The organism is Sphingobium sp. ba1 (assembly GCF_000743655.1).
Taxonomy (GTDB): domain Bacteria; phylum Pseudomonadota; class Alphaproteobacteria; order Sphingomonadales; family Sphingomonadaceae; genus Sphingobium.
Genome location: NZ_JPPQ01000069.1, coordinates 65700 through 81228, shown reverse-complemented (window position 1 = coordinate 81228; position 15529 = coordinate 65700). Strand labels below are relative to the sequence as shown.

Sequence of the window (15529 nt, the reverse complement as noted above, 5' to 3'; positions counted from 1 at the left end):
CGCTGAGCGAACGTCTTTGTTCCACAAGCGAACTGAACTCTTGATGATGGGATGGTTGTGCAAATGAAAGAATAGAGGGTATAGCCTTTCCCCGACCACCATGGCCACGATACCCCTCCCCAATCCGACGCCCTTTCCCTGGGCCGATCTTGTCATCATCCTCGCGCTGGTGGCGTTGAACGGCGTCTTTGCGATGTCCGAACTCGCCATCGTCTCCGCCCGCAAGCCCCGGCTGCAGGGCTTGGAGAAGGCGGGGCGCAAGGGCGCAACGACGGCGATCGCGCTCGCCAGCGATCCCGGCAAATTCCTCTCCACGGTCCAGATCGGCATCACCCTCATCGGCATCATCGCCGGTGCCTATTCCGGCGCCAGCCTGGGCGGGCCGGTGGGCGAGCGGTTGCAGTGGCTCGGCCTGTCGGCCGATGCCTCGCAGACGTTGGGCTTTGCGGTCGTGATCGGCCTGACCACCTATGCCTCGCTCATCATCGGCGAACTGGTGCCCAAGCAATTCGCCCTGCGCGCGCCCGAACCGATCGCGGTGCTGGTCGCGACGCCGATGCTGTGGCTCTCGAAAATCACCGCGCCGATCGTGTGGATATTGGACGGGTCGAGCAGCCTGATCTTCAAGCTGTTGCGGATGGACCGCGAATCGGAAAGCCATGTCACGGCCGAGGAACTGCACCTGATCGTCGCCGAAGCGAGCAAGTCGGGCGTGATCGAGGAAAGCGAGCGCGCGATTATTTCAGGCGTCGTGCGTCTGGCCGACCGACCCGTGCGTGAAGTGATGACGCAGCGGATGGACGTCGACTGGATCGACATCGCCGCCGACGAAGACACGATTCGCGCCCGCCTGCTGGAAACGCCGCATACCAGACTGCCGGTCGGCCGCGGATCGGTGGAGGATATTATCGGCATCGTCCAGGCCCGCGACATTATGAGCGCGCTGTTCCGGGGCGAAGCCCTCAACGTCGGCGCGCTGATGCGCAAGGCGGAGGTCGTGCCCGATCAGGTCGATGCCATGGACGCGCTGGAAGTGCTGCGCCGCTCCGACGTGCCGATGGTCATGGTCCATGACGAATATGGCCATTTCGAAGGAATCGTAACCCCGGCCGACCTATTGTCGGCGATCGCCGGCCATTTCGCGTCCGACCGCGATGCGTTCGACGAACCTGATCTGGTCGAGCGTGAGGATGGCAGCCTGCTTGTGTCCGGCCAGATGCCGATGGACCAACTCGCCGAACGCATCTGCATCGACCTGTCCGAAGACCGCGACTATGCGACCGTCGCGGGCCATGTCCTGTGGCTGATGAAACGCCTGCCCGAAGTCGGCGACTATATCGACGATCAAGGCTGGCGCTTCGAGATCGTCGACATGGACGGCCGCAAGATCGACAAGCTGCTGGTCGCGGAACGCTAAGCGGCCTTTCCCCTCTCTCTTGTCCTCTCCCGTCTTCACGGGAGAGGCTACGTAGACTTGGCAGCTTGCTGCCTAGTCGATGTCGGTGAGGGTCTTTTCTTCCAGATGCCAGGCAGACCCTCACCCTCCCACGCCTGCGGCGCGGGCCCCTCCCTCTCCCGTGAAGACGGGAGAGGTGTACATCGGTCGACACCTTCCGCGACGCTCACCCCACCAACAAAACGGGCGCGGCACCTCGTGCCGCGCCCGTCATATTGGCAATCAGGATCGCCGGATTATTCCGCCGCGTTGGCCGCGTTCTCGGCCGGGGCTTCGGCGGCGTTGGCGGCATTGCCTGCCTCGACCGCATTGTCACCCTCGGCGGCCGGTTCGGCATCGGCGGCGGGCAGGGGCAGGTTGGAGCCCTGCGTATTGAGCCAGGCGATCAGGTTGGCGCGATCGACCGGGTTGCCAAGGCCAGCAAAGGTCATCTTGGTGCCCGGCGCATATTCGCGCGGGCTCTTGAGCCACTTGTCCATCGCTTCGAACGTCCAGTTGCCCGGAACCGACTTGAGCGCTTCGGAATAGGCGAAACCGGCGACATGGCCATGCGCCTTGCCGACCGTCGCCCACAGATTGGGACCGATGCCGTTCGCGCCGCCCTGGTTCACGGTGTGGCAGGCGGCGCACTTGGCGAACACCTTTTCACCGGCCGCGACGTCCGCGCTGGCGAGCAGGGTGTTGAGGCTGGGACCAGCGACGCCGCCTTCGCCTTCGGCTTCGACGCCCTCGATCGCATAGCCCATGGTTTCGGGCCGTTCGTCATGGAAAACTTTGGAACTGACGATCGCGCCGCCAAGCGCGATGATGCCCGCGAACAGTGCCCAGCCCGCTACGGTATTGAAACGATCGCCCATTTCGCTCGATTTCCCTTGCGTATCTTTTCGGGCGGCTATGTTCCGGCCCCCTCTTGAGGGCTGCCATAATGGCGGACACGCCAAGGTGCAAGCCGGGTTGACGCGGGAAATATGTCAGTCCTGTTCACTGCCGCCCCGCCGATGCTTGCGCAGGCCCAAGCAAATGCATAAGCGCGCAACCACCCATGGACAATTATCCCGCCCCCGCCCGCATCATCGTCGCCGACCTCGCGGCCAAGGCCGCCGCCGATCCGGCCCGTGCCGTCGCCTATCAGGGCGCGCCGGGGGCCAACTCGCACCTCGCGGCCTTGGGCTATGCGCCCGATTGCGTGCCCTTGCCCTGTTTTGCGTTCGAAGATGCGATCGACGCGGTGCGCAATGGCCTCGCCGCGCGCGCTATCATCCCGATCGAAAACAGCCTGCATGGGCGGGTTGCCGACATGCATTTCCTGCTGCCCGAATCGGGGCTGGCGATCGTCGACGAATATTTCCTGCGCATCCGCCATTGCCTGATGGCGCCCGACAATAGCCCGGTGAGAAGCGCGATCAGCCACCCCCAGGCGCTTGGCCAATGCCGCCACTATCTGCGCGAGCGCGGTATCCAGCCGGTCGCCTATGCCGATACGGCGGGCGCGGCGGCGCTGGTGGCGGAACGCAAGACGCCGGGCGAAGGGGCGATCGCGCCTTATCTGGCCGCCGAACTCTATGGCCTGCGCCTGATCGCCGAGAATATCGAGGATAGCGACGATAATATGACGCGCTTCCTGGTGCTGTCGCGCGAACCCAAAATGCCGATCGCCTATGTCGGCCCGGTCATGACCACCTTTTTGTTCGAGGTGAAGAATGTCCCCGCCGCGCTCTACAAGGCGATGGGCGGCTTTGCGACCAATGGCGTCAATATGACGAAGCTGGAAAGCTATCAGCGCGGGGCGAGCTTCGCCGCGACCGAATTTTTCTGCGATATCGAAGGGATGCCGGGCGACCCGGCGGTCGACCGGGCGCTCGCCGAACTGGAGTTCCACACCAAATGGGTGCGGGTGCTGGGCAGCTATCGGCAGGCACGCCCCCGCACTTAACTGCAGGCTCCCGCTTTCGCAGCCGCGCAATCGCGCCTATAGGCGCTTCATGGTCGCAGCTATTCTTTTGTCCGCCCTGGCGATGAGCGCCATTGTCGGCGTGCGGTATCTGTTGGCGAGCGGGGGTTTTGCGCTCGCGACCCGGATTCGCCAGCCAGGCCTGTATCGCGGCCTGGAAAAGCAGATGGGGCGGGAAATCGCCTGGTCGCTGGCCTCGGCGCTCATCTACGGCATGCCCGCGGGCGTGGTCGCCTGGGGTTGGCAGGCGCATGGCTGGACGCGCATCTACACCGATGTCGCGGCGATGCCGCTCTGGTATCTGCCGCTGTCGGTGCTGCTCTATCTCGCCGCGCATGACACCTGGTTCTACTGGACCCACCGCTGGATGCATCGGCCCAAGCTGTTCCGCATCGCCCATGCGGTGCATCATGCCAGCCGCCCGCCCACGGCCTGGGCAGCGATGAGCTTCCACCCCTGGGAAGCGCTGACCGGCGCGGTGGTGATCCCGGCGCTGGTGTTCCTCATTCCCATCCATGTCGGTGCGCTTGGTGTCGTGCTGACGATCATGACGGTGATGGGGGTCAGCAATCATATGGGGTGGGAGATGTTCCCGCGCTGGATGGTACGCGGGCCGATCGGCGGATGGCTGATCACCGCGACGCATCATCAACGGCATCATGACCGCTATAATTGCAATTATGGCCTCTATTTCCGCTTCTGGGACCGGCTGTGCGGCACCGATCAGGGGCTGGGCGACTTCTCGACGAAGGCGCGCGCATGATCGGGCGGTTGGCGATGGCTGTCATCGCGCTGGCGGGATTGAGCGGGGCTGCGCCGCTGGGCCAGCCCCAGTCAGTCAGCATGGCGCTGGAAGGCCTGCGATCGGGCAAGGGGCAGATATTGGTCTGCGTCACCCGGATGCCGGAATATTTCCCCGACTGCACCAAGGATCCCGACAAGCGCCATTTCGCCGTCGCGGCGCAGGGCGGGGCGGTGGCGTTGGGCGCGATGGCGCCCGGCCGTTATGCCATCGCCATCATCCATGACGAAAATGCCAACGGCAAATTGGATACCTTCGCGGGAATACCGCGCGAAGGCGTCGGCTTTTCCCGAAACCCGGCGCTGCGCTTTGGCGCGCCGAGTTTTCAATCGGCCAGTTTCCCGGTCGCGGGGGCGCCGGTCGAGCAGGATATAAAGCTTAAATATTTCCTGTGACCTGAACGGTTGGCCGCATCGGCGGGAACCTGTCACCCGCCCGAAACATTCAGAACCCTGAACGCACGTTAAAAAAACAACAGGGTCATTCATGCCATTTTTCCGCTGCTCGCTGGCCGCGACCGTCGTCGCGACCCTGTCCCTCGCTGCGCCCGCCATGGCGCAGGAAGAAGAACAGCATAGCACGCTGACCATCGGGGCCGGTGCCGCCATGATCCCCAGCTATGAGGGCTCGGACGAATATCGCGTCCTGCCCATTGCCCAGGCGCGCGGCAAGGTGAACGATATCGCCTTCTGGACACGCGGCACCGCCCTCTATGTCGATGCCATTGCCGATCCGACCGGGCCGGGCGTCGATTTCGAACTGGGGCCGGTCGTCAACCTGAGATTTGACCGTACCAGCCGCAAGGCCATCAAGGATGACGCCGTGCAGGCGTTGGGGAAGCGGGACTTCGCGCTGGAAGCGGGCGGTTTTATCGGCATCGGCAAGACCGGGGTGATCACCAGCGATTATGATAATCTGTCGGCGCGCGTCGCCGTGACCAAGGATGTCGCGGGCGCCCATGGCTCCTTCGTCATAACGCCGTCGATCGAATATTTCACGCCGCTGTCGATCACCACCTTCGTCGGCCTGGGCGTGTCGGCCGATTATGTCGGCAAGAAATATGGCCGCTATTATTTCGACATCACGCCGCAGGATAGTCTGGCCAGTGGGCTGGACGTCTATGACCGTGCAGGACGGGGATCGGGCTTTCGTCGGATGAACGTCAACCTGTCGGCAGGCAAATCGCTGTCGGGCGATATCCGCACGGGCTGGGCGATCTTCGGCGTCGCCGGCTACACCCGCTTGCTCGGCAAATATGCCGATTCGCCGATCGTGTCGGATGTCGGATCGCGCAACCAGTTCGTCGGGGCGGTCGGCGTCGGCTACACCTTCTGACAGGCGATCTTGCGGGACAAGGGTGACGCGCCCCATATGGCGATATATGGAGGCGGCGACACACCGCATTGGCAGGAGATTGAAGCGTGGCGACCCTGGGATTGAGCGAGGCCGACAAGGCGGCGATTGAGGCGTTTCGCCAGGACGTGGTGGAGCCGTCTCGCACCCAGCTGGTGATCGTCGATTTCTGGGCCGAATGGTGCGGCCCGTGCAAGCAGCTGACCCCGATCATCGAGAAGGTCTGCGCCGACTATGCGGCCAAGGGCGTCAAGCTGGTCAAGGTCAATGTCGACGACAATGGCTTCATCGCCAGCCAGTTCCGGGTCCAGTCGATCCCGACCGTCTATGCCGTGTTCCAGGGCCAGCCCGTCGCGGATTTGACCCAGGCGCGGACCGAAGGCGCGCTCAAACAATATCTCGACCAATTGCTGTCGCAACTGCCGATCGAATCGGAAGAAAAGTCGCAGGCGCAGGAAATCGCCCCGCTGATCGCCATGGGCGAGGAATTGCTGGCCGAGGGCGACGCCGAGCGGGCGCTGTCGGTGTTCACGCAGATCGCGCAAATGGCCCCCGACATGGTCGAGGTGGTCGCAGGACAAGCGCGGGCGCTGGTGATGCTGGGCCAGCTGGACGAGGCCGAAGCGCTGCTGGCAGCCCTGCCCGCCGAGATCGCCCGGCATGGTGCGGTCGATCAGGCGCGCGCGGCGATCGCGCTGGCGCGCGACGTCAAGCCGTTGGCCGACCTGTCGGCGGTGGAAGCGAAAGTCGCCGCCGATCCCGACGATCATGAAGCCCGGTTCGAACTTGCAGGCGGGCTGATGGCCAATGGCGACCGCGACGGGGCCGCCGACGCGCTGCTGGAAATCGTGCGGCGCGACCGCACCTGGAACGAAGGCGCGGCGCGCGCGCAACTCGTCACCATCTTCGAAGCCGTCGGGCTGGAAGATCCTTGGGTATCCGCGCAGCGTCGCAAGCTGTCGCAGATTCTCTTCGCCTGATGCCCCTCGCGCGCGTCTCGATCTTTCCCTTGTCCGGCGCCTTGCTGTTGCCGGGCATGGACCTGCCGCTGCATATTTTCGAGCCGCGCTACCGGGCGCTGATCCATGACGCGATGGCGCGCGACCGACGCATCGGCATGATCCAGCCGCGCGAAGGCGGGCCGGTGCCTTCGCTGTTCGACATGGGGTGCCTGGGCCATGTCAGCCATATCGAGGCGATGGAGGATGGGCGGTTCAATATCATCCTGACCGGCCTCGCCCGCTTCCGCTTCGTGCGCGAACTGCCGGTGGCGACCCAATTCCGCCAGATCGAAGCGGATATCGAGCAGGCGCCACAGGAAGACGAAGTGCTGCACGCGGTCGAACGCGCCGCATTGGAGCAGGAATCGCGGCGCTTTGCCGACGCGCTGGGATATGTGGTGGACTGGACGGCGGTGTCGCGGCTGGACGACACGTCGCTGGTCAACGGCATCGCCCAGATCGCGCCGTTCGATCCCGCCGCCAAGCAGACCTTGCTGGAGGCCGATACGCTGTCCGAACGGTCGGAGCGCATCATCCAACTGATGCAGATCGTCGGCCGCGGCGACCGCGATGGCGGCGCGACGATGCAATGAGCGAGATTGCAGTAAGCGAGCCTGGGCCGATCGACCCCTGGCTCTTCGCCAAGCTGGTATGCCCGGTAACCCGCACACCCCTGCGCTGGGACGCAGCGCGCAAGGCGCTGGTGTCCGACGCGGCGGGCCTGGCCTATCCGGTCCGCGACGGCGTCCCGGTGCTGTTGGCGCGGGAAGCCGTGCCCATCATGTGATGATGCCTCTCTCAGTCCCCCGTTCGTCCTGAGCCTGTCGAAGGACGCGCGCAAGCGATGGCCTTCCACGCTTATCTGCTAAGATGCAGCGACGGCAGCTTCTATGCCGGGCATACGGATGACCTGGAGAGCCGGATCGCAGCGCACCAAATGGGCATGATCCCCGGCTATACCTTCGCGCGTAGACCGCTCCATCTGGTTTGGACTGAAAGTTTCGGCACCCGCGACGAAGCCTTGACGGCCGAGCGACGGATCAAAGGATGGAGCCGGGCAAAAAAGCAGGCGCTGATTGATGGCGATTGGGCGCGGTTGAGCCTGTTAGCGCGGAATCGGCAGGATCAGGGATAGGTTGGCGCGCGTCCTTCGACAGGCTCAGGACGATCGGCGTTCGGTTAAGAATAAGCCGCGATACATTCCACTTCCAGCGGCGCACCGAGTGCCAGACCGTCCGCGCCGAAGGCACTGCGCGCGGGCAAGCGCTTGCCGGCAAAATAGGGCGTATAGGCGGCGTTGAAGCGGGGCCAGTCGGCCATGTCGTCCAGCATGACCGTGCATTTGACGACATCGCCAAAGTCGAGGCCATTATCCTTGAGGATGCCGCCGATCGCATCCATCGCGCCCCTGACCGCCGCGTCGAACCCTTCCTTATGCGCGTCCATGCCTTCGGGCACCTGGCCGATCTGCCCCGACATATAGAGAATATCGCCCACTCGGATGGCGGGGGAGAAGGGCAGGCTGGCGGGCATCGGCTGCGGCGCGGCGGCAGGCTGCGCAAACGAAGGCGTGGTAGCCAGCAGCAGGGCGGCGGGGATCAGGCGGACCATCAGTCTCTCCAAATATCAGGCACGGGGCAGGGCGGCGAGCAGCCGTTCGATATCTGTCGCATCGTTGAACACCGAAGGCGAGACGCGCAGATGATGATCGTGCAGCGAAACCCGCACCCCCGCCTTGGCCAGCGGGTCCGACAGCCGCGCCTTGGCATCGGGCAGCAGCGCGGTGAGCAGCGGCGCGGTGGTGCCGGATGGCGTGATGATCGCATAGCCCTTGGCGCGCAGGCCTTCGCGCAAGGCGGCGATCAATTGCTGGGCATGGGCCTGGATCGCGGGCACCGTCAGGCGGCCGATATAGTCGAGCGAATGGTCGAGCGCGGCGACGATTGCCTGCGCATAGGTGCCGGTCGCGAAATGGCCGAGCGCGCCTGTGCGGACGGCATAGCTGACCGGCGCGTCGCCCGGCGGGTCGAGCGGATAGGCATGGGTCTGCGGCGGCGACAGGCCGATGCCGGGCGGGGCATCGGGCGCGGCAAAGCCATAATAGCCATATTCGGTGCGGGGTAGCTGATCCCACACGCCGCGCCTGACGTAGAGGAAGCCAAGCCCGAAATCGCCCATCAGCCATTTATAGGTGGCGCAGGCCGCGAAATCGACGCCGCTGGCGTGGAGATCGACCGGGACTGCGCCCGCCGCATGAATGATGTCAGCATAGACCAACGCGCCGACCTTGTGCGCCAGGTCGCACACCGCCTTCAGGTCATGCTGGAAGCCATTATAGGTCGACACGAGCGAGAGGCTGACGAGGCGGGTGCCCGGCGTAATGGCGCGGGCCATATCGTCCAGTTCGATGCGCCCCGCGCGCGCCTGAACCCAGGCGACATCGACGCCCTGTTTGGCCATTTCCAGATACATGGGGAAGGCAGCATAGAAATGCAGCGTGTCGGTGACCACGCGGCCCTTGCTGCCGGGAAAGCCGAGCGCGCGCAGCACCGCCTGCTCGCCCATGGTGGTGGATTGGACCCAGGTGATTTCATCCGCGTCGGCGTTCACCAGGCGCGCGAATTTGGCGATGACTCCTGCCCGATCAACCGGCTTGCGCGCGACGGCCGCAGGATCGAGCGTCCGCGTCGCGACATAGGCGTCCATCGCGGCACGCGCGCCCAGGCTGATCGGATGGGTCGATGCGCTGTCGAGATAGGCGACCGGGGTGGCGGCAAAGCCAGCCTTGTCGGGAAGGGTGAGCGTCGCGGCGCGCGCCGTCCGCACCGCCAGCGGCAGGGCCACCGCCGCGCCCAGCGCCTCGCGACGGCTGAGGCTCATGCCAGCGCCTTGAGCAGTCCGGCCTTGAACGCCTGCATTTCCGCTGGCGTGCCGAACGAGACGCGGACCCAGTCGTCCATATATTTGCGCGGGCCGCCGATGTAGATTTTCTGCGCCGCCAGCGCGGCGGTGACGTCTGCGCCCGAACGACCAACATGGATCATCGCGAAACTCGCCTGCGAGGGCAGGTAGCGCAACCCCTGCGCGTCAAGCCAGCGATAGAGATCATCGCGCACCGCCTTATTCTCAGCCTTGCGCGTGGGCAGCAGCATGGGATCGAGCAGGCTCGCCTCCGCCGCGACCACGGCGGGCATGGGCGTGATGTTGGTGCCGTAGCGGGCCATGCCGTCGAGCAGATCCTTGCGCCCCGCGATCAGGCCGCAGCGCAAGCCAGCGAGGCCGTAAATCTTCGAAAAGGTCCGCGTCACCAGCACGTCCGCGCCGCTGGCGACCAGATCGAGGCAGGTCCGGGCATCGCTGAAATCGATATAGGCTTCATCGATCAGCAGGATCGCGCCCTTGGGCTTGTTGGCGAGCAGCCAGTCGATGTCGGCGCGTGCCGTGACCAGGCCGGTCGGGTTGTTGGGATTGCACAGATAATAGACGCCCGCATTCGGCGCGGCGGCGAGCAGTTTGCGGGGGTCTGCGGCGAAATCGCCCGACAGCGGCACGGCGACCGAGCGCGTCACGCTCTGGTTGCCAAGCCCCAGGAAACCTTGATCGAAGGTCGGCTCGAAATAGGCGATGGGCCGGTCAGTCGAGGAATAGGTGAGTGCGACCGAGCGGAGCGGCATGAAGGAACCCGGATGGACCTGCACCTGTGTCGGCGAGAGGCCATTTTGCCGCGCAAACAGGCTTTCGAGCTTGGCGGCGAACGCCATGCCATAGCGCCCCGACAAGGGCGGCAGCTTGGCCAGCGCGGCAAGCGCTGCAGCGCCGGGGCCGATGGGATGTTCATTGCTATTAAGGAAGATTCCGTCGGTCAGGCTGGCGACCATGGCGGCGGGATCGTCGGGCAGATCGACCTTGCGCCCGCGCTGGGCGAGGGCAGGGGTTGCGGTCGCAAATGCGGTGGCACCCACCGCCCCGCGCATCAGCATGCGGCGGGACAGGCTGTCGGACGATCCAGTCATGCAGGCACCCTCCATAGGAAAAGGGCCGGTTCGTTCCCGAACCGGCCCTTCGTCATGATATGATTTAGAATTTGAAGTCGATACGCGCGTAATAATAGCCGCCCGCCGTGCCGTAGGGGCCATGGCCATAGGGGCTGTTATAGGAGCCAGAGCCATTCTGGTATGGCGACACGCCGGGGTTCACGACAACGCCCGCACCCGTCACCATCTTGGGCACTTCAGGCACCTTGTCGAACAGGTTGTTCGCGCCCAGCGAGAAGGTGACATTGTCGTTGAAGTCATAACCGACTTCGAGATCGGTGATGATCGCCGATTTGACCACGCCATTGAAGTAGAGCTGGTTGGCATTCACGCCGTTGACCAGCGCGCCATCGGCGATCAGGAAGCCGCCTTCCGGCACCACGCCGCTGCCGACACCCGGCCGGACCAACACGCTCGTCTTGGCATAGAGGGTTTCGCGCAGGTTGACGCTCAACTTGCCCGCCTTGAGCAGCGCGCCGAAGCCGACCTTATATTTGGGGGTCGTATCTTCGATATTGCTTTCCGACGCGGCGTTGAACAGCGGATAGCCGACCTTGTTGTTGGTAATCTTCGTCTTGTTATAGTTGCCGTTGAGCGACAGAGCCAGCGAGCCAAAGTCCAGCGCCACCGGGTAGCTGATCGAGAAGTCGACGCCGGTCGTCCGGGTATCGATACCGTTGGTGAAGCTCTGAACACCCACGGTCTGCAGGGCGGTGTCGAGAACGATGCCGGCGGCAGCGAGCGCATCGAAGATCGCGGCAGCACCAGGCTGGACGACGCCACCCTGGACGGCGTTGCGCGAAGCCGTAGCGGCGATGCGATCCTTGATCTTGATCATATAGGCATCGACGGTGATGGCGAGCTTGGGGACGGGCCGCAGCACGATGCCCGCCGAGAAGTTCTTGGACTTTTCTGGGCCAAGCGAGTCGAAGCCGAGCAAGGCTGCCGCCGGGCTGCCCGCGGGCAGCTGGGCGACGGCGCTGGTTGGCCCCACGTTGATCGTCGAATATTTCTGTTCGGCGAGCGACGGAGCGCGGAAGCCGGTGCTGGCGGTGCCGCGAATGGCGATGGCGTCCGAAAAGTCGTAACGGGTCGTGATCTTGCCGATCAGCGTATCGCCAAAGTCGGTATAATCTTCATAGCGACCGGCCAGATCGACCGTCCAGCCTTCGACCGGCTGGGCGATGAAGTTGATATAACCAGCGCGCGAACTACGCTTGAAGCGACCTGCGTCGGTTGCCTTGTAGCCGGGGAAGGACTGCACGCCGGTCTTGTAGGTCGAATAGAAATCGCCCTGGACGATTTCATAGGTGTCCTTGCGATATTCCCCACCGAAGGCGAAGGTCAGCGGGGCGGCCATGCCGACTTCGAATTCCTTGCGGATGTCTGCGGTCACCGTGGTCTGGCTCAGGCGGAAGCCACCATCATAGGCCTTGTCGGGCGTATTGGGCGTGCCGATGCCTGCCAGTGCTGCGGCATAGCTTTCCTGCCACACTTCGCGATGGGCGGAATTTTCTGTCCAGATATCATTCTTCTGATTAGCGTAAGTGGTGCTGAGGTCATAATTCCAACCGCTGCCAAACTCGCCCTTGGCGCCGACGGTGAAGCTATATTCATCCTCGATCACATGCTGCAGCGGGACCATGCCGTTGACGCCGGTGTCGCTGTAGCAGATGCTAGGGTCATAGGCGGCAGGGGTGACGCCGCCGCCCAGGTTGCCAGCCTCGTAGCAGATGCGCTTGGGATGGCGGTAGCCCTGCTTGGCCCAGCCTTCGCGGCGGGACACATCACCGAAGCTGTAGACCTCGACGCCGCCGAAATCATAGCCGGCATTGTAGAAGAGCAGGTTGAGTTCGGTCTTGGGCTGGCCGCCATTGATGTTGGCGAGCGCATCGCCGGCAAGGTTTGACCATTGGGCCGGCGCATTGGGCTGGAGCGTGCCGTCAGGCTTGGTCACCTGGACCTGGCCTTCGCCCAGCGTCGTATAATCCTGGCGGCGGTGGAACAGGCTGACGTTGAGGAAGCCGTCTTCGCCCAGCTTGACGCCATAATTGCCGGAAACCGAGAAGAGTTCGCCCTGGCTGTCATAATATTGACCGCCCGTGACCTTGAACGAACCGCCTTCGGCCTGGTCCTTGAGGATGAAGTTGATGACGCCCGCGATCGCGTCCGTGCCGTAAACGGCGGCGGCGCCTTCCTGGAAGACTTCGACCTGCGAGACGGCATCTGGCGGAATGAGATCGATGCTGGGTGCGGCCGAACCGGAGAAGGCACCAAGCACCTGGAGAATGGCGTTGCCGTGCCGACGCTTGCCATTGACCAGAACCAGCGTGTGGTTGGGGCTGAGGCCGCGCAGACGGGCAGAGAGCGAGAAGCTGGAAAGATCGGTGCCCTGCGTCTGCGCCGTGAAGCTGGGGACGATCTGGGTCAGAACCTGGTTGAGGTTCGGCTGGCCGACCCGTGTGATCGCGTCCTGACCCAAGACCTGGATCGGTGCGGCGCTGTCGGCGACCTGCATGCCAACGGCACGGGTGCCGGTGACGATGATGGTGCCGCCGTCCTCGGCCTGTGGTTCCTGCGGTGCTTCCTGCGCCAATGCGCAAGCGGACCAAGACGAAGCGAGAATCAATGAAAGTTTAAGCGCTGACAAGCGTGTCATTCATGCCCCCTGTTATTGCATTGTTGATGACAGGGGGTTTGACGATTGGCTCAGGCAAAGCCTCTATTGCGCCGCACAATTTTTAAGTAAAAATGCAATAATTGCCGCTGCTTATTTGGATGCCGACTCAGCAGGATAATTTTCTTCTACGACTTTGCGCAATTGCCAATTTTGCACTGGCGATCATGCATTTTGCACGCAGCTGGCATGGTGGATTTTCTCGCTATGTTCGTTCTAGTGCGCCTTGGTCTTTGGATCAGGATGCCATCGCGGCGTCGATCAGCGCCTTGGCTTCCGCCCCTTCCCAATCCATCGCGCCGATGACGCGCACCATTTCCTTGCCCTGCGCATCATAGAGGACGGTGGTGGGCAACAGGCCGGTGGCATAGTCGAAGCCGAACTGGTTGTCGGGGTCCGCCCAACCCTTCAAATGCGGCAGGTCATGCTTGGCGAAAAAGGGCTTCACTGCCTTTTCACCCTGATTGTCCTGCGAGATGGTGAGGACGGCCAGCCCCTTGGGACCATAGGTGGCGGCGATCCGGTCAAGCGTCGGCATTTCCGCGACGCATGGCGTACACCAGGTCGCCCACAGATTGACCAGCATTGGCCGCCCGGCAAAATCCTGCAGCGTCGCCTCGCCGCCATCGGGGTTTTGGAAGGCGAAGGTCGGCGCGGCCGTCCCCGCCTTGCTGCGATCGAGCCGATAGTTGAACGCTTCGCTGCCCGCCGTTGCATTTCCCGATGCGGGAACCTCGCCGCTCATGCTTGCATTGGCTTGCCCAGCGGGCGGCGATTGCCTATCGCAAGCCGCCAGACCGGCAGCCAGGAGCAGTATCATTAGCGCGCGCGAAACAGGTTCCAAGGGAGAAGGCTCCAACAGCATGTGGGGTGGCCGGTTTGCGGCCGGCCCCGCGTCGATCATGCGCGAGATAAATGCCTCCATCCCGTTCGACAAGCGTTTGTGGCAACAAGATATCGCCGGGTCCAAGGCGCATGTCGCGATGCTCGCCCAGCAGGGCATCGTCGATGGCGAGGATGCGCAGGCGATTACCGAGGGGCTGAACCGGATCGCGGCGGAATATGAAGCTGATGGCGTGCCCGTCGATCTCGACCTCGAAGATATTCATATGGTCACGGAATCGCGGCTGGCGCAGCTTATCGGGCCTGCCGCCGGACGGCTGCATACCGCGCGCAGCCGCAACGACCAGGTCGCGACCGATTTTCGCCTATGGGTGCGCGATGCCATCGACGAAGTGGCGGCGGGCTTGCTTGGCCTGCAACGCGCGCTGATCGCACGGGCGGAGGAACATGCCGATGCGGTGATGCCGGGCTTCACCCATTTGCAATCGGCGCAGCCGGTGACGCTCGGCCATCATCTGATGGCCTATTATGAAATGGTGCGGCGCGACCGCAGCCGCTTTGCCGATGCGCGGGCGCGCGCCGATGAATGTCCGCTGGGCGCAGCGGCGCTTGCTGGCACCGGCTTTCCGATCGATCGCCAGGCGACGGCGGAGGCGTTGGGCTTTGCCCGGCCGACCGACAACAGCCTGGACAGCGTATCCGACCGCGACTTCGCGCTCGATTATCTGATGGCGGCAACACAGGCCTCGCTGCACCTGTCGCGGCTGGCGGAGGAGTTCATCATCTGGGCGAGCCAGCCCTTCGGCTTCGTGAAACTGCCCGACGCCTATTCGACCGGCAGCTCGATCATGCCGCAGAAGCGCAATCCCGATGCCGCCGAACTGGTGCGCGGCCATGCCGGGCGGATCATGGGCTGCATGACCGCGCTGTGCGTGACGATGAAGGGCCTGCCGCTCGCTTATTCCAAGGATATGCAGGACGACAAGCCGCCGGTGTTCGAGGCGCACGACCTGCTCGGCCTGTCGATCGCGGCGATGACCGGCATGATCGAGACGGTGACCTTCCGCACCGACCGGATGCGCGGCCTCGCCGAAAGCGGCTTCGCCACCGCGACGGACTTGGCCGACTGGCTGGTGCGCGAAGGCGGCATTCCCTTCCGCGAGGCGCATCATATCACCGGGCGCGCCGTGGCGGCGGCGGAGGCGGCAGGCGTGCCGCTTGATCAACTGCCGATCGCGACGCTCAAGGATATCGACGCGCGGATCGACGATCGCGTCTATGCGGTGCTGACCGTCGATGCCTCCGTGGCGAGCCGGACGAGCCATGGCGGCACGGCCCCGGCGCAGGTTCGGGCGCGGATCGCCCAGGCGAAGAAGGAACTGGACTCATGAGGACGCGCACGCTCGCCGGGT

The 15529-nt window shown here is 64.0% G+C and carries 16 protein-coding genes; 10 read left to right on the top strand and 6 right to left on the bottom strand.

The window, feature by feature from the left end:
• Window positions 1–100: 100 nt before the first annotated feature.
• Window positions 101–1417, top strand: a complete 1317-nt coding sequence (locus tag IL54_RS03425; protein WP_037473266.1) for a hemolysin family protein — start codon at window positions 101–103, stop codon at window positions 1415–1417.
• A gap of 275 nt (window positions 1418–1692) precedes the next feature.
• Here IL54_RS03425 and IL54_RS03420 read toward each other — a convergent pair whose 3' ends face one another.
• Window positions 1693–2313, bottom strand: a complete 621-nt coding sequence (locus tag IL54_RS03420; RefSeq protein ID WP_037473263.1) for a c-type cytochrome — start codon at window positions 2311–2313, stop codon at window positions 1693–1695.
• Between the two features lie 185 nt (window positions 2314–2498).
• Here IL54_RS03420 and IL54_RS03415 point away from each other — a divergent pair, with 185 nt between their 5' ends.
• From IL54_RS03415 to IL54_RS03380, 8 genes are all read left to right on the top strand, one after another.
• Window positions 2499–3389 carry a prephenate dehydratase gene (locus IL54_RS03415; RefSeq protein WP_037473261.1) on the top strand — a complete coding sequence of 297 codons (891 nt, stop codon included), beginning with the start codon at window positions 2499–2501 and terminating at the stop codon, window positions 3387–3389.
• Window positions 3390–3438: 49 nt separating this feature from the next.
• The gene (locus tag IL54_RS03410) at window positions 3439–4170 is read left to right on the top strand and encodes a sterol desaturase family protein (protein ID WP_037473259.1); all 732 of its coding nucleotides are present in this window, start codon (window positions 3439–3441) and stop codon (window positions 4168–4170) included.
• Window positions 4167–4604, top strand: a complete 438-nt coding sequence (locus IL54_RS03405; protein ID WP_037473257.1) for a DUF2141 domain-containing protein — start codon at window positions 4167–4169, stop codon at window positions 4602–4604. Before IL54_RS03410 ends, IL54_RS03405 begins: the two co-directional genes overlap by 4 nt.
• Before the next feature lie 91 nt (window positions 4605–4695).
• Entirely contained in the window at window positions 4696–5544 is an 849-nt protein-coding gene (locus tag IL54_RS03400; protein ID WP_037473256.1) for a MipA/OmpV family protein, read from the top strand.
• 86 nt (window positions 5545–5630) lie between these two features.
• Window positions 5631–6542, top strand: coding sequence for a tetratricopeptide repeat protein (locus IL54_RS03395; RefSeq protein ID WP_037473254.1), 912 nt, complete (start codon window positions 5631–5633; stop codon window positions 6540–6542).
• Window positions 6542–7156: an LON peptidase substrate-binding domain-containing protein gene (locus IL54_RS03390; RefSeq protein WP_037473253.1), complete on the top strand. Its 615-nt coding sequence runs from the start codon at window positions 6542–6544 to the stop codon at window positions 7154–7156. Before IL54_RS03395 ends, IL54_RS03390 begins: the two co-directional genes overlap by 1 nt.
• Entirely contained in the window at window positions 7153–7350 is a 198-nt protein-coding gene (locus IL54_RS03385; RefSeq protein WP_037473252.1) for a Trm112 family protein, read from the top strand. The genes IL54_RS03390 and IL54_RS03385 overlap by 4 nt, the downstream gene beginning before the upstream one ends.
• Window positions 7351–7407: 57 nt before the next feature.
• A complete protein-coding gene (locus IL54_RS03380) occupies window positions 7408–7698 on the top strand; it encodes a GIY-YIG nuclease family protein (protein WP_037473250.1) in 291 nt (96 codons plus the stop codon).
• Window positions 7699–7742: 44 nt separating this feature from the next.
• Here the strand turns inward: IL54_RS03380 and IL54_RS03375 are convergent, their stop codons facing one another.
• From IL54_RS03375 to IL54_RS03355, 5 genes are all read right to left on the bottom strand, one after another.
• Window positions 7743–8174: a RidA family protein gene (locus tag IL54_RS03375; protein WP_037473249.1), complete on the bottom strand. Its 432-nt coding sequence runs from the start codon at window positions 8172–8174 to the stop codon at window positions 7743–7745.
• A gap of 15 nt (window positions 8175–8189) precedes the next feature.
• A complete protein-coding gene (locus tag IL54_RS03370; RefSeq protein ID WP_037473247.1) occupies window positions 8190–9443 on the bottom strand; it encodes an aminotransferase class V-fold PLP-dependent enzyme in 1254 nt (417 codons plus the stop codon).
• Complete coding sequence (locus tag IL54_RS03365; protein ID WP_037477723.1) at window positions 9440–10576, bottom strand: aminotransferase class I/II-fold pyridoxal phosphate-dependent enzyme; 1137 nt, start codon at window positions 10574–10576, stop codon at window positions 9440–9442. The genes IL54_RS03370 and IL54_RS03365 overlap by 4 nt, the downstream gene beginning before the upstream one ends.
• 64 nt (window positions 10577–10640) lie before the next feature.
• Entirely contained in the window at window positions 10641–13256 is a 2616-nt protein-coding gene (locus IL54_RS03360) for a TonB-dependent receptor plug domain-containing protein (RefSeq protein WP_037473244.1), read from the bottom strand.
• A 256-nt stretch (window positions 13257–13512) separates the two neighbouring features.
• The gene (locus IL54_RS03355; RefSeq protein ID WP_037473242.1) at window positions 13513–14094 is read right to left on the bottom strand and encodes a TlpA family protein disulfide reductase; all 582 of its coding nucleotides are present in this window, start codon (window positions 14092–14094) and stop codon (window positions 13513–13515) included.
• Between the two features lie 43 nt (window positions 14095–14137).
• Here IL54_RS03355 and argH point away from each other — a divergent pair, with 43 nt between their 5' ends.
• The gene (argH, locus tag IL54_RS03350) at window positions 14138–15508 is read left to right on the top strand and encodes an argininosuccinate lyase (protein ID WP_037473239.1); all 1371 of its coding nucleotides are present in this window, start codon (window positions 14138–14140) and stop codon (window positions 15506–15508) included.
• Window positions 15509–15529: the final 21 nt, after the last annotated feature.